Below are 16,153 nucleotides of genomic sequence, written 5' to 3' on the forward strand. Positions count from 1 at the left end.
GCAGCCAGGCCGACGCAAGCTGCGTAGACTCGCCTGCGCGCTCCTCACCATGAGAGTTAAGCCCATCCCGCATCCTGAGGCGCCGCGAAGCGGCGCCTCGATGAGGCCATGTCATCGCTCTAGTAGGCCTCCAAGGCGGCCTCCAAACCGGTGCCTTGCAGCGCCTTTGAATCGAGTTGCGCACCGAGCAACTCGGCGACAGTCTGGGCGATCCCGGCCGCCCGGACGCGGTAGACATTCTCAAGCGTTGGCGCATATCCGACCGGAATGCGCGGTGAGGCGACGCGCCGGATCGGCGAGTTCAATGTGCCATGCAATTCCTCGCCGACCGTTGCGGCAATTTCGGCGCCGAAACCCACATCGCGCACGCTTTCATGGGCGATCACCAGTCGCTTGGTGCGGGCCGCTGATTCGAGAACCAATCGCTTGTCCCACGGCCAGATGGTGCGCAGATCAATCACTTCAGCTGAGATGCCTGCGCCCTGCAGAATATCGGCAGCGCGTATCGCTTCATGCACCGTGGCCGACCAGGCGACGATGGTCACATCGGTGCCCTGCCGGGCCAATCGGCCTACGCCGAGAGGGATCGCCTCCTCACCGTCAGGGACTTCGCCGACGACCTGCCAGAGTTCCTTGGCCTCCATGTGAATGACGGGATCGTCGCTGCGCAGGGCTGCAAGCAGCAGGCCCTTGGCATCGGCTGGCGTGGCGGGCGCTGTCACGACAAGCCCGGGAATATGCGCGAACCACGCCTCCAAGCTCTGCGAATGCTGGGCCGCGGAATTCTTGCGCAACCCCGATGGCATGCGAACCACGATGGGTACGCGGCCCTGGCCGCCAAACATGTAACGAATCTTGGCCGCCTGATTGACCAGTTCGTCGATTGCCGACAGAGCGAAATCCGAAAACCGCGTCTCGACCACAGGTCGACTGCCAGCCAGTGCGCTGCCGACCGCAGCGCCCACCATCGTGGCCTCGGCGATCGGCGTGTCGACGATCCGGTCCGGTCCGAATTCGTCGATCATCCCCTTATATTGGCCGAACACACCGCCATGCCTGATGTCTTCGCCGAGTACCCAGATCCTGGGATCGCGCCGCATCTCGCTCTGCAACGCCTGCCGCGTCGCCTCGACAACGGTAATCATAGCGACACCGCCGCGCCAATATCCTGGACATCGCGGAATGCATCGGCGCTCGGTGGCCATGGCGCGGCCAATGCCGCTTCGACGGCACGCTGTATCACCAGTTCCTCTTCCTGTTTTGCAGCCGCGATGGCTGGTTGCGAAACACCCAGTTCCGCCAGGCGATTGGCGCAGCGCGTGAGCGGATCATCGTGCTGCCGCAATTCGAGTTCGGAGGCGGCTCGGTAGAGCGCCTTGTCAGCGCAAGTATGGCCGCGCAGGCGATAGGTCAGACAATGCAGCAGGCGCGGGCCACCGCCGGCACGAATTTCCAGCACCAGTCCGTGCGTCGCTGCTTCAACAGCCGCGACATCGTTACCGTCCACCGATACTGCCGGGATTCCCAACGCATTCGCCCGGCTGACCGTGCCAGGCCCGGCGCTTACGCTCGCGCCGCGGGTAGTCGCTGCCCAGCCATTATCCTCGCAAACCAGCAAAACCGGCAGCTGGAACACCGCGGCATAGTTCATCGCCTCCAGGCACTGACCCCGGTTCATACCGCCGTCGCCAAAGAACGCGACCGCAATCGCATTCGATCCTCGGCTACGCAGCGCCTGCGCAGCTCCAGCAGCGATGGCAACACTCGCAGCGACAACGCCGTTGGCACCAATCATTCCAACCGCGAAATCGGCGATATGCATTGAACCGCCCTTACCGCCGCAGGTACCGCTGGCGCGGCCGAGCAATTCTGCCATCATCGCTTCGGCGTCGACGCCTTTCGCCAATGCATGGTGGTGGTTGCGATGTGTACTGGTGACGAGGTCATCGCGACGCAGATTGGCGCAAACACCAACCGCGACCGCTTCCTGGCCTACCGCCGAATGGATCATTCCGTGAATGTTGCCTGCAGCGGCCAGGTCTTCGGCCCCGCATTCGAAGGCGCGGATGCGCACCATCGACCGATAATGGTTGAGCATGCGGTCCGTCGCAGATTGTTGTAGCGACTTGGTCAAGGTAATGAGCATGGAACGACTCCCGCGTTCAGGTTGGTGAAGCGCACTGCATGTTGCCGAAGATGTTGCCGACGCCGCCGGCGTTAGTTCCGTATACGATGGACGGCGAGCGGATTAAACGCTTGATCCACCGGCATCAATTCGATGGTGTTGATGTTGAGATGCGCGGGCCGCGTGACGCACCAATGAATCGCTTCGGCGATATCGTCGGGGGTCATGGGTTCGGTGTCAGCGTAGACCGCGGCAGCCTTGGCCGCGTCCCCTTTGAAGCGTACGTGGGCGAGCTCTGACTCGACCTTGCCCGGCTCGATGCAGGTCACACGGACCTTGGTGCCGAGCAGATCGGCGCGCAGCGCCAGAGAAAATTGATGGATGAAGGCCTTGGTCCCGCAATAGACGTTGCCGCCGGGATAAGGATAAGAGCCGGCCACTGATCCGAGGTTCACAATATGCCCGCGGTTACGTGCGACCATTCCAGGCAAAGCCGCGTGGGTGCAATACAACAGCCCCATAATGTTGGTATCAACGGTCGCGGCCCAATCATTGAGGTCGCCCCGTTGGGCGGGCTCCAGCCCCAGTGCAATACCTGCATTGTTGATCAGCACATCGAGAGCGCCGAATTCCGATGGAAGCTCGGCAAGCCCCCGCGTTACGGCGCACCGATCCCGAATATCGAGCTCAAGAGTGTGGATCGGCGCGGACTCGCCAAGCTCGTGCCGCAGGCAATCAAGGCGGTCGGCACGTCGCCCGACCAATACCAGCCGAGCACCGTGCGCAGCGAAACGACGGGCACAGGCAGCGCCAATGCCGGCGGTAGCGCCGGTAATCAAAACTATCGTTTCCGATAGCGAGCGACCTTCGCCCATCCCTGCTGCAGCACTGACCGGCTTCGCCGCACCTGTCGCTGACATCTGGATCGGAGCGCGTGCCCGGCCGTGTGGGAAGCCCGATTCTTCAAAGTTCATGGCGGTCTCCTTGTTGGATAACCACCTCGAGCGTTTCCAGCTTTTCTATCGACGCGTCCGTGTTGATGAGAACGTAGTCCGCGTATGTGTCCTCTTAGTGACACGCTTAGGGAGTCTTCTTGTTTGACTACAACCATGGCGCAATCGATGCAAGATCAATGAAGATGCACAGATGCGAGAGAAACGAGCATGAGAGAATTAGCTCCCGGTTTGTGGTGACGAGTGACAACCGTTCGACATCGTTGTCACAAAACAGAACACTGCCTGAACTTTGCGGAGAAATGCCCGAGCAAGCGGCACGATCGATCAAAATTTGGGCGTCGGCCGTTGGTACTTTGCGATTCCATATCAACTGGCAAAGTGTCTGTCCGCACGCCTTGCTGGCGCGCACCTAGATCCAATCGTCAAACGGCAATGTCATTCTTCGTGGATTGTCTATTTCTTTAGATGCGGTTCGCGCGAATCGGTAAAGCGCCAGAACGTGATGACTCTTCTTCGAATCGTTCTCACCGCCGTATCTTTCTTCTTTTGGGATGATCTTTCCGAAGACCGGTTCCCGTTTTTCGGGATTATGTCTTAATTTGCTTCAGCTCAGAAGCGCGATCACGGTCAACAAACTCATCTCACTATCGCGCGCATTCGGGCCGCGTGTGCAGATGTTGAACGCCTGCTTCATTGGCACTCTCAGGCAAGCATCGTGTCAGGCCGTTCCGATCGGAGTGACGGGAGAGCCGACTGCTCCCGGCAGGCGCAGCGGGGGGGCCGTCAACAGGAAACGATTGCGTCCATGATCTCTCAACCATGTGTTCAGCGGGCCAAGGTGCCAGAGTTCGCCGAGATGAATACCGAGCTTGAACAAGCAATGTGCATGCAAGGGAGCAAAGGGCCGTTTCCCATCGCCGCGCGAAGGCAGCGCCTCCACCGCGTAATTGTCGGCCGCGATCGCTGCGATATCGCTGTCGCTGATCCATCGCAGCAGCCTTTCATCGGTCCCGTCAAGCGCGGCACAAGATCGGTGAAGCGTGGCCGCGTCGGGATTGCGTCCCATCTCGAGGACGAGATCGGCGAAGCCGGTATGAAGGCAAAGAATGTCACCCGATTCGACCGTAACATGGTCGACATCAAGGATCTGCATGAGGTCGTCATATCCGACGAGATGACGATCGCGGCCAAACGAGCGGAAAAGATCCACCATCACGCCTCGGCCTTGAACGCAGGCCGCTGCCATGTTCTCGATGCCAAGCGCGGTCGCTGGCCTTGCTGCGTTGCGGGCCGACGGTTCAATGACATCAGCGCCGGCGCGAAAGCCATTGTAATAAACCAGCTCCGGCTCACCATCACCGTCGGCGTCAAACAACTGGCCGATGTGAGCGAGACTATCCCATTGCGTGGAATATTGGGTGCAAAGCAGAACGGCGTCGTCGCTTCCGACATCGCAGTAGCAGGCGCCTTCGTGCATGAAACTGTAGTTGAAGAATGGTCTTCCGTTTCGTTCTGTCGGCCGTAGCTCTGGCGGGAATCTGTGCGGAGCGAGCGCGCGTCCTCCTGGATAATCGAGGGGAAGGCTGAGGCAGAATGAGCGTCCCTCCTTGACCTCCGCAACTCCCTGCCGGACCTTTTCTGCGGTAATCAAGTTGAGGCGGCCGAGTTGATCATCGTCGCCGAAGTCACCCCAATTCGAGCCGGGAGGGCGTTTTATCCAGCGTCGCATCCTCAATCTCCGAAGCCAAACCAATGTGGTGTCACGGCCTCATCCTTCGAGACGCCGGTCCGCAGCTCCTCTGGATGAGGAGATGGACCTAGCCCTCGTGCAAGGCGCGCGCAGGCAAGGTTACGCAGCCTGCGTAGACTTGGCTGCGGCCGCGCGTCTCAAACCATGAGGCCTGGGGCGCAATGCCGTTCAGGTCTTTGGACCAGATCAACAGTCATAGAAAACCGGTCGAGATCCATGGAACTGCAGCAACCAGGATCAAGCCGATCAAGAGCGCGAACAGATACCCCCAGATCGGACGCATGCCTTCGTCGGGCTTCACCCGACCGATCGCGCAGGCCGCGTAGTAACCGACGCCAAAAGGCGGAGCGAACAGCCCGAGACCCATGGCAAGTATGACAACCATGGCATAGTGAACTTCGTGGATACCCAGATTTCGGGCAATTGGAAACAGCAGCGGTCCGAACAGCACGATCGCGGGAATGCCCTCGAGCACGCTGCCCAGAATGACAAACGCCAGGATCGATACGATGATAAAGGTCGTTCCGCCGCCCGGAAGGCTCGCCATCGTTGTCGCCAGAGTCTGCGAAAAGCCGGATTGCGTGAGCCCCCAGGCCATGGCCGTGGCGGCCCCTATGATCAGCAGGATGGAGCCGGAAAGCGCGCCGGATTCGACCAACATCGGGATCAGGCGCGACCAGGCAAACCGACGGTAGAGAAAAAGACCGGCTATTGCCGAATAGAGAATTCCGATTGTCGAAACCTCCGTGGCGGTTGCCACACCTTCGACGACGGCTGCCCGTATGAGGATGGGCAGCGCCAGCGCAGGGATAGCCACCAGAAAGCATCGCCAGATTTCGGCTCGGCTTGGCCGCCGCACGTTTGAAAGATCTTCATTGCGATAGCGCCAGCCGACCATGATGCAAAGTGTAACGCCGAGTACGAGGCCGGGCAGTAGCCCTCCAGTGAACAGCGCCGAAATGGACACTCCGGTCACAGAGCCGATCGTTATCAGAACCAGGCTTGGAGGAACGGTCTCGGTTTGCGCGCCGGTGGCAGAAAGCAGAGCGACAAGGTCGCCCGGTTTGGCGCCGCGGGCCTTCATCTCGGGAAATAGAACTGGCGCTACAGCTGCCATGTCAGCCGCCTTGGCGCCCGAGATGCCGGAAACCAGATACATGGCGCCGACCAGCACGTAGGACAGGCCCCCGCGCACGTGGCCGAGCATACTCGCAAGGAAGCGCACCATGGCTTGCGCCATGCCTGTCATTTCGATCAGCATACCGAGAAAGATGAAGAGCGGTACGGCAAGCAGGATCAGATGCGACATGCCTTCGTTAATCCGTCCCACGACGACAAGCATGGGCGCATGCGTTGCGAGAGCGACATAGCCGATGGTGGCGAGGCCGAACGCGAACGCGATTGGCACGCCAGCCAAAACCGTCATGGCAACCACGCCAACAAAAAAGACGAGCAGGTTGAAGCTGCCGAGATTGGCAAACATCGGCTGCAGCAAGACAAACGCAATAACGGTTGCAACGGTGGCGCCCAAGGTCAACGCCGTCATCGCGACGTCGCTGGTTTTCATTAATCTCAACAAGCCAAAAATGACCATCAGGACGGCCCCGACGGGCAGTGCTGCCGCTCGCCAGGAGTTTGGGATTTCCAAGGCCGGAGTAAGGATATAGCTCTCTTCGAAAACCAGATCGAAACTTGACGGCAAGATGATGATCAAGAAAGTCAGAGCCGCAGCGGTCGCAAACAACTCCAGGAAGGCCGCCACGACCGGAGGCATCATATTGACCAGTGCCGTCATTCGCATGTGCTCGCCACGGTGAAACGCGACCGCGGATCCGAGCATCGCCAGCCAAAGGAACAGGATGGAGGCTAGCTCGTCTGACCAGAGCAACGGCGAAAGCAATACGTAGCGTGCGACGATCCCGCCAAAAAGAACCAGAACTTCGACCGCGACAAGGATTGCGACGCTAAGCTCAACCACTGTCGTCAACATCACCTCGACGGGCATCACCCAGGCACCGACAAAGCTGGGGACGTCCGGGGTGATGGCGTTTTGGGTCGAGGCGCTGCGAGAGAGAGTTTGATCTGTCATGGTGCCTACGCCAGCTTTTTGCCGAGGCCGGTTTCGAGCATCGACCAAGCCTCCTCGCCGTACTTGGCTTTCCACTCCTGGTAGAAACCTGCCTGGCGCAACGTGTCCTGGAAGGATGCAGTATTGGCGTCGTTGAAAACCAGTCCGCGCGCAGAGAGCTGAGAGCGTAGCTCGGCATTTAATCGCGTCACTTCCTCGCGTTGCACAAGCGCCGCCGCATTGACGTTTCTGTAGACGATGTCGCGCAGATCTGCCGGAAGGGCGTCCCAGGCGCGGCGATTGGCGAGGAACCAGAAACCATCCCACATGTGGTTGGTCATCGAACAGAACTTCTGAACTTCATAGAGCTTGGCCGATTCGATGCTCACCAGTGGCGTTTCCTGCCCATCGACAATCTTGGTCTGCAGCGAGGAATAGACCTCGCCCCAATTGATGCTCGCCGGTGCCGCGCCGAGCGCCTTGAACATCGACGTCCACAAAGGACTGACGGGAACACGGATCTTGAAGCCCTTGAGATCGGCGGGCGTGTTGATCGGCTTGGTGCTCGATGTGATCTGGCGATATCCTCCGTTCCAGATCTTATCGAATACGACAACGTTCGCCTTCTCGATCTTGGAACGTACATGGGCGCCGAGATCGCCATCCATCGTCTTCCAAACATCCGGATAGTCGGGAAAGGCAAATCCAATCCCGTTGATCGAGGCAACGGGAACCAGCGAAGCCAACAGCAGGCCAGACATGGTGTAGAATTCGATCGCGCCGGTGCGCACTTGCGTCAGCATATCCATATCAGCCCCGAGCTGACTGTTCGGGAAAACCTGGATTTCCACGCGTCCGCCAGTCTCCTGCTTGATCTGCACCGCAGCCTTGACGACGCCTTGCGTCAATGGATGATCCAGCGCGACATTACTCGCGTATTTGTAAGTAAACTGGGCGGCATGGGCATGGCGCAAGTTGAGGAAGGGCATAGCGACAGCGCTGGCGGCGGTTGCGAGCAGCACGTTGCGGCGATTCATCCCGAGCATCTGTTTCCTCCTGTGTTTGATCGAATGAAAGGCGATCTTTTTTTCGTTCAACGACCGACGCAGCTCTTCCCACCATCGACGGGTAGGCAAACGCCGGTAATGTATTTGGCTTCATCGGACGCGAGAAATAGCGCTGCATAAGCGACGTCCCATGCATCGCCCATATGTCCCATCGGACTGGCCGCGTTGCGCGCGCGCAGCATCGCCGCCTGATCCTCGTGTTGACCGGCGATCTGCTTGTGGATGAGCGGCGTGTTCATAACGCCGGGCAGCACTGCATTTGCACGGATGCCGTCTGGCGCATATTGCGCCGCAATGGCGCGGGTGAAGTGGTTCAGTCCCGACTTTGCAGCATAATAAGACAGGTAGGGATATTGGTTTATCTGGATGGAGGCGAGCGAGGAAATGTTGACAATAGCGCCCTGCTTTTGTTTCTGCATCGTCGGGATAACGTGCTTGCATGTTAGAAATACGCTCGTCAGATTGGTATCGATGACCCTGCGCCAGCTTTCTTCAGTTACCTCCGTGACATCTCCCATGCCGGTGATGCCGACGTTATTGTGCAGGACATCGATCCTTCGATAGAGTTCATCGGTTTTCCCGACCACAGCCTTGATAGCCTCCGACGAGGTAACGTCGGCGTGATATGCTTCACAAACACCGCCTTCACGACGGATAATCTCGCAAGTTTCTTCTGCTGCTTGCAGATTGATATCGGCAGCGACAACAGCTGCTCCTTCCCGAGCGTAGAGGACCGCGGCGGCTTTGCCGTTGCCCCATCCTGGCCCGGATGATCCGGCACCGAACACCAGCACGACCTTGCCTTTCATGCGGCCGAGGCCAGGCGCGGCATCGGGGATTGCAGGTTGAGCTTCAGGCAACGCGGTCACCTTTCTGGATCTTGACGGTGCGGTTGTCGACGCCGGGCAGCATCTTGGCGGGATCGCGCGTCACCACGACATCGAGGATGGTCGGCCCTTCCGTGCTGAGGGCCTCGGCGAGAGCTGCGGCCAATTGCCCCGGCTCCTCGACCCGAATGCCGTGACAGCCGAGCGCCTTGGCCGCCTGCGCGTAGTTGGTTTCAGCAAGGTCGGACGCATGATATGAATCGGGGCCGTAGACGAGATGCTGCAGCGCCTTAACGTAACCGGATGCCGCATTGTTGACGACGATGATTGTGAAGCTTAGCCGCATTCTGCGTGCGGTCTCAAGCTCGCCGAGCATCATGTTGAAGCCGCCGTCGCCGGTGAGGCTCAACACCGCGCGCCCCTGTGCAGCCAAGGCCACCCCCATCGCTCCCGGTAAACCGTAACCGATGGAGGCAAAGCCGCGGTCCGGAACAAAGCTGCGCCCCGGTTGCTTGGTGTCGAATAAGAGGCCGCCCCAATGAGCAGCAAAGCCGCCATCTGCAACAAGAAAGCCATTCGCGGGCAAGGCATGATTGATCTCGGTCATGAGACGCGCCATGCTGATCGGCGTCTCGTCCGAGTTGAGACGTTCCGACGTCTCGAAGCGCCACTTGGCCATACGTTTGGCAACGTCGTTCGCATAGCCGGATTGCCGGGCCTTGATCTCGGTCGAGCGCTCAGCAAGTGCCGCCTGAAGATCTTGCAGACCGAGCAGGGCATCACCCCAAAGCGTCAGAGCCGGCTCGATGGTTCGACCAAACTCTTCTGGCACAATTTCCAAATGGATCAGATTTTTTCCCGATCCAGGAACAGTATATCGCTTGGTCGCGATTTCCCCGAGTTTGCAGCCGATCACGAGGACGAGATCGGCAGCTTCGATCAGTGAATTTGCAATCCGATCATAGCGGCCGAACAGCCCAGCGCTCAACGGATCCGTACAGGGGATCGCGCCTTTGCCTGTCAGGGTGTGGGCGACCGGCATATTGATGCTGTGGGCGAATGCCGTCAGCGCATCTGCAGCGCCGCTGATATGGATCCCGCCACCGGCGAGCAGGATCGGGCGTTCGGCTTCCGCAATCATCTGAGCCGCTTGCTCGACGGCCCTTCCATTAGGACGGCAGCGAAGGGCGGGCACCTCCTGATGCGAGGGATTGGCAGTAAAGTCGCTTTCGTCGAAGCCGTAGGTCGCATGGCAGATGTCTTCCGGGACATCGACGACGACAGGCCCAGGACGGCCGGTCGTCGCTATCGCAAAGGCGCGGCGCATCAGTTCAGGAATACGATGGATCGCCTCGACCCGGATCAGCTCCTTGCAGGCAGGGCGCAGAATCTCAATTTGGCGACTCTCCTGAGTCATATTCTTCCAGGAGTGGTCCCGATGCGTATCGCCCACCAGCACGACCAAGGGTGTCCCGGCATTCAAGGCTTCAACTAAACCGGTGACGAGATTGGTTGCACCTGGTCCGAGCGTCGCGTCGACAAGACCGACACGGCCGGACGCCTTTGCATAAGCATCGGCGGCAAAGACACCGGCGCGCTCGTCATTGATCAAGTAATGCTGCAGCTCGAGCCGGCGCGCCGCATCGTAGAATGGCAGCAGCTGAAAACCGCCCATTCCGAACATCGGTCCGCCGTCAAAGGCTTTGATCATTCGGGCGATGGCTTCGCCGCCGGATATTTCGTTGGTGCTCATCAAATACTCCAATGGCAAAGGACAAATCTGGATAGGGCCGGTTGCCGCCACGCCGTCATTATTCGGCAGCCATTCGGGCAGGCTGCAGCATGTCGGCGATGGCTTGCGCCTCATCCTTCAAGAGCTGCACGAGTTCCGGAATGCGCTCAGGCCCCATACGGTCCTTGATCGCCGCAAGACTGAGCGAGGCGATCAACTGCCCCCGATTATCAAGGATCGGAACTCCGATCGCGCTCATCCCTGAAACGATACGTCCCTCGTTAAGGGCGTAACCGGCCTTTCGGGTCCGCTCGACGAGGTGCCAGAGCTCACCGGGGGTGAAACGCTGAAAGTCCGCCAACCAGGCATCATTCCGTTTAATGATATCTTTTACGTTCGAATCTGGATTGAAGGCGAGGAGTGCCAAGCTTCCAGCCCCGACGCCGAGCGGCCGGCGGTCCCCGACGTCGAGTGTCAGCGTACGGATGGGGAACGAACCGACCTCGCGGGCCACACAAATTGCCGCCGTCCCCTCGCGAACCGAGGCGAAGACAGTGTCACAGCTGCGCTGCGCTATTCGCACCAGCGAAAGGCGCGCGGCGCCTGCCACGTCCTGTTCGAGCGCTGAGCGCCCCAGCGCCGCCGCCGCGAATCCAAGCCGGTAGTTTCGCGTGCCTATATCCTGAAAGAGCAGCCCCGATTCAACCAGCGCCCCGAGGATCCTGTGCGCCGTGGTTTTACGAAGTTGCGTGGCCGCGCAGAGCTCGGAAAGCGATACGCCGTGGGCATCGGCGCGCGACAAGAGCCGAAGGATCCAAACAACCCGGTCTACCGTTTTGACGGATGCGTCTTGTTTGACAGAAGCGTCTTGCAACCCCCGCCCTCCCTTCGGACATATTTTTGCTCGGATCTTGTTCCGATTTATGTCATGAATGTTTCACATATTCGGAACGCTGTCTACAAGTTTCTTTGAACCGCCCCCTTTTGGCCTCGCTGTCGGGAAAATCCGCCATATGCCTCCACGTCTCGCCGCATCGATCACGAACCTTTCTCCCGAAGTGAAGGGGGCTGTCCTGATTACCGGGTCGCATGGGGGGCGCTATCCCGGCGTTCTTGCCGCGACTGCCGGCGTACGGGCGGCAATCTTTAACGACGCCGGGATTGGAATGGATGGCGCTGGCATTGCGGCGCTCCGCGATCTGGAATGTTTGGGAATTGCCGCCGCAACAGCATCCTACCTCAGTTGCAGGATCGGCGATGCGGAAGACATGGCGTTACGAGGCCGCATCAGTCATGCGAATGCGGTTGCACAGGCCTGCGGCGTTCTGGTGGAGCAATCTTGCGCCGAGGCCGCAGGGCGGCTCGAACAAGCGCCGTTGATCGATATTCGCTGCAACCCCGTCCACGAATTACGATCGGAGTTTGAACTGCCGGGGCAGCGACGGCGCATCGTCTTGATCGACTCCGCGTCACTCGTGAACAAGACCAATGATATTGGCGCTATCGTGGTGACGGGCTCACATGGCGGGCTCGTCGGCGGCGATCCCGCCAAAGCAATTCAAGTTGCCGCCTATGCAGCCATTTTCAATGACGCCGGCGGCGGAATCGATGGCGCCGGCAGGACCCGGCTAGCCCCATTGGACGATCGAGGTATCGCGGGGTTTACGGTGACTGCCTCTTCGGCACGGATCGGCGAGGCACGCTCAACTCTGGTTGACGGTATTGTTTCGGCGGTCAATCGGATCGCACGGGACAGAGGCGCCGTTGTCGGAGAAACGGCGCGCGAAGTTATCGAGCGATGGGCACGGAGAGAGCCCTCGCCAGCTCCCTAACTGGAGCCCACCCCAGGGTCTACGCTGGATCCGGTAGCGGGAAGGGAGGCAGTCGTCCAGTTTGCGATCGACTTCCTCGTTGAGCCGGCTCACTTGGCTCTTGGAGATGCCACTCATGCCCATCGCCTGCACGAGGTCGTCCACCGAACGGGTCGAAACGCCCTGTACATAGGCTTCCTGCACCACGGCGGTGAGCGCCTTCTCGGCCATGCGGCGTGGCTCCAGGAAGCCGGGGAAGTACGAGCCCTTGCGCAGCTTGGGGATGCGAAGCTCGACCGTGCCGGCGCGGGTCTCCCAGACCCGGTCGCGGTAGCCGTTGCGCTGCGCCAGACGCTCTGGATTCTTCTCGCCGTAGGCTGCCCCGGCCTGGCTTTCGACCTCCAACTCCATCAGCCGCTGGGCGGCAAAGCCGATCATCTCGCGCAACAGATCGGCATCAGGGGTCTCTCCACGAGCGTGCGCAGGTTCATCATGTCGTCGGTCATCGGTTGTTCCTCGGTTGCGTTGGCGTGTCGCAACCCGGTCCTACCGGAGAACTGGCGGTGACCACCGCAAAGCCGCCCGCCCGCTACGGCGCTATTGGGAGCGCGTGTCCGGGCGGCTTTGCTCTACCGAGCTACACCACCACCGGGGACACGACCCGGGGTCCCGGGGTGGCGTCAAGCGTGAGGGACAAGAAAGCGAAAGGCTATTCGAGGACCTTTTCGATGTCGTCGAAATCGCAAGCCCAATGTTCGAAACGAAAGCCCGGCTGTTAGATTAGCAGTCCCCGGCCCCCCCTAGCGACCACCGGCAATTGCTATGCCGAGGCCGGCATCGACCAATCTCGGCCCTTCGTTGTGCGCGGCGCGATGAACAGCGCAAGGGCGGAAACAAGCTAGTGTCCTGAACCAGAAGTCCGCAACATCGCGTTGTGTCCTGCCGGGGCATTGTATCGGCAGAAGCGCTCGATGGAAGCAAGGATATCATCGGCGGACTTGGTCCACCGGAACGGCTTGGGATCGGCGTTGTGCCGGTCGATGAACGAGGTGATGTCCGCCCTGAGGGCGGCGACACTGCGATAGACGCCGCGCCTGATCTTCTTATCGGTGAGGAGCGCGAAGAAGCGCTCGACCTGATTGAGCCATGACGAACTGGTCGGGGTCAGGTGCACATGCCAACGCGGCCTTTTAGCCAGCCATCGCCGGATCAGCGGGGTCTTGTGCGTGGCGTAGTTATCCATGACGAGATGGACGTCGAGTTCGTGCGGCACGGCGGCCTCGATCTCGTCGAGGAACTTGCGGAATTCGGCGGCACGGTGCCGTCCGTAGCACTTGCCGATGACCCGTCCGGTCGCAATGTCGAGGGCGGCGAACAGCGATGTGGTGCCGTGCCTTTTGTAGTCATGGCTCCTTCGGGCCGGCTGGCCGGGACGCATCGGCAACATCGGCTGGCTGCGGTCCAGCGCCTGGATTTGGGACTTTTCGTCCACACACAGAACGATGGCGTGCTCCGGCGGCGACACGTAAAGGCCGACGACGTCGCGCACCTTGGCCACGAAGTTTGGATCGGTCGAGAGCTTGAACGTCTCCAGCCGGTGCGGCTGAAGCCCGAAGGCCCGCCAGATGCGTTGCACCGTCGACACCGATAGGCCGCTGGCCTTCGCCATGCCGCGAGAACTCCAATGGGTGGCGTTTTCGGGGCAGCTTTCCAGCGTCCGCACGATCACGGCTTCGACACGGCCATCGTCAATCGTGCGCGGCGCCCCCGAGCGCGGCTCGTCGTGCAGCCCGGCCACGCGCCGCTCCACAAAACGCCGCCGCCACTTGCCCACGGTCTGCCGGTCCAGGCCCAGCTTGGCCGCCACTTCCTTGTTCTGACCGCCTTCCGCGCAGGTCAGCACGATCCGGGCTCTCACGGCCAGCGCCTGCGCCGTCTTTCGCCGCATCGTCAGCGACTGCAGTTCGGCACGCTCATCATCGCTCAATATCAGGGGCACAAGTTGCCGAGCCGCCATCAGATCCTCCGTCGCTGTTGCAGCCGTCACCTCTGGCACAGCGACGCGAATCTATTGCGAATCTACGATTGCGAACTTGTGACTCGGGACACTAGAACGCCTTGACGGCGAACGGCGCAAGGTGCATTCACCTACGCCACAACTACACCATTTGGGAGGGAGAACATGCAACTTATTGCATGTCGAAGATATTGCGACGAGGCGCACCTATGACGGACCTCGCCCATCAAGCATTCACGTTCGACATGGCGTTGAAGCTGTCGCAGGGGCATATCTTGCACGACGAAGAGCGCGGCGCCTTCATCTTCCCCGGCAACAACACCGTGACCAAAGATCGAGGCCGACTGAGCTGCACATGTGGGGACTTCTTGAACCCCATCGTATGCCGGCACATCGCAGCCGTCGCGATCAAGTTCGATATGAACGGTGCGGGTGAGGCGGCCAATCTCGCGAAGGTTCACTTGGATGCGCTTCAGCAAAGGCTAGGCGCGTTCTGGCGAGCGGTGCCGTGCTGATCTGAGAAGCTGAAAGAGCAAAGTCCTGGCACGATCAGCTTTGCGCCGGCGCGAACGGGAAGAGGTAGGAAGCCGATTGTGCCGGTTACGAACTCCCGGACCAATGGACCTGCAAGACGGTGACCTGTTTGGTCGTGCGTCGGGAACCGCCGCCGTCGACAAAAGGCGCGGCGTGAGGGGGACGATGACAAGGTCGAAGGTGGCTGCCATCCGGCCGAGAGCTATGTTATGCTTCTCGGCGCGTCGGCAGTTCTACGTGGCGGCCATGCCCGACATCGATAAAGCAGCAGCATCTTTACCCAATTGTGGGCGCTGTTACGTAAGCAGCGAGCTGATTATTACCGAGATGTTCGACCCGCGCACTTGCGGAACAGTGACAATGTTCCGTTGCAGAAGGTGCGGGTATGTGACGTGGGACGATCGCCCCGGCCCAAGCCGTAATCCCAATGCATCTACGTAGGACCATACAGGGACGGACGAAAATCACGCCGCAGCAGCTTGAGAACTTCGCAACGCAGATTGCGCGCCCGGATTTCGATATCGACGCCCATGATGGCATCGAGGAAATGATCGGCCACCTCAGCCTGGAGGACTATGATGCTGTGCTGGCGCGCGCCGCCGAAATCGTGCGCAAGCGCGCCGAGAAGCTACGCCGGTCGTGAACGCTCCCTCGGCGCAGAACAGCGCGCAGGCGCGGATCGGCGAAAATTTATGCGTTGCATGGACTTCAGTGCGAGACGACTAAACCGCCTGCTACAGACGGCAGGACTGCCCATTTGATCGAGGCTTCTTAGGCTGGAGCCCCCTTCCCTGTCATCTACGTGACTGGTGCGCCCGCAGAGGACTGGGTGTCACTGGGCGTTCCGAACAGTATCCTGATATCGAAGCCCTTTGCGGAGGCACGGTTGGTTACCGCGCTTGCAAATCTCCTCAACATCGGAAAGTAGCCGACCGCTTAAGACGGCGCCTCTCTCGTTTCGCCAATGTTGGGGGCGACGCTGCGCACTGCGCTTCGCGATCGCTTCGCCAGCCGCATCGACGTCCTTTGCGTCAACACCGGCGCTAAGGACGATCGGTGCTATTAGCCTAGCCCGGCCAAGCAATGGTTAGCAAGCGTCGAGCCTTCCATTGAAGCTTCCACGCGCGCTGCCTTTCGAAAAAGCAACTGTCGGAGGTCCTGGACGGCTATCGGCCGGCTGAAGAGATAGCCCTGCATTTCGTTACAACCCGATGCCTTGGCGATTTCTCGCTGCTGCTCCGTTTCGATGCCTTCCGCTGTCGTGGT

General features: G+C 60.1%; 14 protein-coding genes and 1 pseudogene. 3 read left to right on the forward strand and 12 right to left on the reverse strand.

Annotated elements, in window-relative coordinates; translation table 11 throughout:
• Nucleotides 1–119 precede the first annotated feature (119 nt).
• The 9 genes from ACT4OC_RS13855 to ACT4OC_RS13895 form a co-directional block, all read right to left on the reverse strand.
• Nucleotides 120–1,145 (reverse strand): alpha-ketoacid dehydrogenase subunit beta, encoded by a 1,026-nt coding sequence (locus ACT4OC_RS13855; protein ID WP_444839559.1) that lies wholly within the window; start codon nt 1,143–1,145, stop codon nt 120–122.
• Nucleotides 1,142–2,146: a thiamine pyrophosphate-dependent dehydrogenase E1 component subunit alpha gene (locus tag ACT4OC_RS13860; protein WP_444839560.1), complete on the reverse strand. Its 1,005-nt coding sequence runs from the start codon at nt 2,144–2,146 to the stop codon at nt 1,142–1,144. Before ACT4OC_RS13860 ends, ACT4OC_RS13855 begins: the two co-directional genes overlap by 4 nt.
• Nucleotides 2,147–2,217: 71 nt before the next feature.
• Nucleotides 2,218–3,000, reverse strand: a complete 783-nt coding sequence (locus ACT4OC_RS13865; protein ID WP_444839572.1) for an SDR family NAD(P)-dependent oxidoreductase — start codon at nt 2,998–3,000, stop codon at nt 2,218–2,220.
• 799 nt (nt 3,001–3,799) lie between these two features.
• Nucleotides 3,800–4,810, reverse strand: coding sequence for a cyclase family protein (locus ACT4OC_RS13870; RefSeq protein WP_444839561.1), 1,011 nt, complete (start codon nt 4,808–4,810; stop codon nt 3,800–3,802).
• 214 nt (nt 4,811–5,024) lie between these two features.
• Nucleotides 5,025–6,920, reverse strand: coding sequence for a TRAP transporter large permease (locus ACT4OC_RS13875; protein WP_444839562.1), 1,896 nt, complete (start codon nt 6,918–6,920; stop codon nt 5,025–5,027).
• Between the two features lie 5 nt (nt 6,921–6,925).
• Nucleotides 6,926–7,945, reverse strand: coding sequence for a TRAP transporter substrate-binding protein (locus ACT4OC_RS13880; protein WP_444839573.1), 1,020 nt, complete (start codon nt 7,943–7,945; stop codon nt 6,926–6,928).
• Nucleotides 7,946–7,992: 47 nt separating this feature from the next.
• Complete coding sequence (locus ACT4OC_RS13885; protein ID WP_444839574.1) at nt 7,993–8,775, reverse strand: SDR family NAD(P)-dependent oxidoreductase; 783 nt, start codon at nt 8,773–8,775, stop codon at nt 7,993–7,995.
• A 43-nt stretch (nt 8,776–8,818) separates the two neighbouring features.
• Nucleotides 8,819–10,546: a thiamine pyrophosphate-binding protein gene (locus ACT4OC_RS13890; protein ID WP_444839563.1), complete on the reverse strand. Its 1,728-nt coding sequence runs from the start codon at nt 10,544–10,546 to the stop codon at nt 8,819–8,821.
• A 58-nt stretch (nt 10,547–10,604) separates the two neighbouring features.
• On the reverse strand, nt 10,605–11,399 hold the full coding sequence (locus ACT4OC_RS13895; protein ID WP_444839564.1) for an IclR family transcriptional regulator: 795 nt from the start codon (nt 11,397–11,399) through the stop codon (nt 10,605–10,607).
• A gap of 58 nt (nt 11,400–11,457) precedes the next feature.
• Here ACT4OC_RS13895 and ACT4OC_RS13900 point away from each other — a divergent pair, with 58 nt between their 5' ends.
• Nucleotides 11,458–12,357, forward strand: a complete 900-nt coding sequence (locus ACT4OC_RS13900) for a hypothetical protein (RefSeq protein WP_444839565.1) — start codon at nt 11,458–11,460, stop codon at nt 12,355–12,357.
• A 54-nt stretch (nt 12,358–12,411) separates the two neighbouring features.
• Here the strand turns inward: ACT4OC_RS13900 and ACT4OC_RS13905 are convergent.
• Nucleotides 12,412–12,842 (reverse strand): annotated as a pseudogene (locus ACT4OC_RS13905) (transposase); the annotation flags it as partial.
• 392 nt (nt 12,843–13,234) lie between these two features.
• Nucleotides 13,235–14,353: an IS630 family transposase gene (locus ACT4OC_RS13910; protein WP_444839566.1), complete on the reverse strand. Its 1,119-nt coding sequence runs from the start codon at nt 14,351–14,353 to the stop codon at nt 13,235–13,237.
• A 209-nt stretch (nt 14,354–14,562) separates the two neighbouring features.
• Between ACT4OC_RS13910 and ACT4OC_RS13915 the strand changes: the two genes are divergently transcribed.
• Nucleotides 14,563–14,868: an SWIM zinc finger family protein gene (locus tag ACT4OC_RS13915; RefSeq protein WP_444839567.1), complete on the forward strand. Its 306-nt coding sequence runs from the start codon at nt 14,563–14,565 to the stop codon at nt 14,866–14,868.
• A 446-nt stretch (nt 14,869–15,314) separates the two neighbouring features.
• Nucleotides 15,315–15,530, forward strand: a complete 216-nt coding sequence (locus ACT4OC_RS13920; RefSeq protein WP_444839568.1) for a hypothetical protein — start codon at nt 15,315–15,317, stop codon at nt 15,528–15,530.
• Nucleotides 15,531–15,949: 419 nt separating this feature from the next.
• On the opposite strand, the gene ACT4OC_RS13925 is transcribed toward ACT4OC_RS13920, so the two are convergent.
• A partial coding sequence (locus ACT4OC_RS13925; protein ID WP_444839569.1) for an EAL domain-containing protein occupies nt 15,950–16,153 on the reverse strand: 204 nt, incomplete at its 5' end.

This window comes from Bradyrhizobium sp., from assembly GCF_052389815.1.
In the GTDB taxonomy this organism is placed as follows: Bacteria; Pseudomonadota; Alphaproteobacteria; order Rhizobiales; family Xanthobacteraceae; genus Bradyrhizobium.

Excerpts from the sequence above, each read along its gene's own strand:
- ACT4OC_RS13855 (WP_444839559.1), bottom strand. The coding sequence starts at position 1,145 with ATGATTACCGTTGTCGAGGCGACGCGGCAGGCGTTGCAGAGCGAGATG.
- ACT4OC_RS13860 (WP_444839560.1), bottom strand. The coding sequence starts at position 2,146 with ATGCTCATTACCTTGACCAAGTCGCTACAACAATCTGCGACGGACCGC.
- ACT4OC_RS13865 (WP_444839572.1), bottom strand. The coding sequence starts at position 3,000 with ATGGGCGAAGGTCGCTCGCTATCGGAAACGATAGTTTTGATTACCGGC.
- ACT4OC_RS13870 (WP_444839561.1), bottom strand. The coding sequence starts at position 4,810 with ATGCGACGCTGGATAAAACGCCCTCCCGGCTCGAATTGGGGTGACTTC.
- ACT4OC_RS13875 (WP_444839562.1), bottom strand. The coding sequence starts at position 6,920 with ATGACAGATCAAACTCTCTCTCGCAGCGCCTCGACCCAAAACGCCATC.
- ACT4OC_RS13880 (WP_444839573.1), bottom strand. The coding sequence starts at position 7,945 with ATGCTCGGGATGAATCGCCGCAACGTGCTGCTCGCAACCGCCGCCAGC.
- ACT4OC_RS13885 (WP_444839574.1), bottom strand. The coding sequence starts at position 8,775 with ATGAAAGGCAAGGTCGTGCTGGTGTTCGGTGCCGGATCATCCGGGCCA.
- ACT4OC_RS13890 (WP_444839563.1), bottom strand. The coding sequence starts at position 10,546 with ATGAGCACCAACGAAATATCCGGCGGCGAAGCCATCGCCCGAATGATC.
- ACT4OC_RS13900 (WP_444839565.1), top strand. The coding sequence starts at position 11,458 with ATGTTTCACATATTCGGAACGCTGTCTACAAGTTTCTTTGAACCGCCC.
- ACT4OC_RS13910 (WP_444839566.1), bottom strand. The coding sequence starts at position 14,353 with ATGGCGGCTCGGCAACTTGTGCCCCTGATATTGAGCGATGATGAGCGT.
- ACT4OC_RS13915 (WP_444839567.1), top strand. The coding sequence starts at position 14,563 with ATGACGGACCTCGCCCATCAAGCATTCACGTTCGACATGGCGTTGAAG.
- ACT4OC_RS13920 (WP_444839568.1), top strand. The coding sequence starts at position 15,315 with ATGCATCTACGTAGGACCATACAGGGACGGACGAAAATCACGCCGCAG.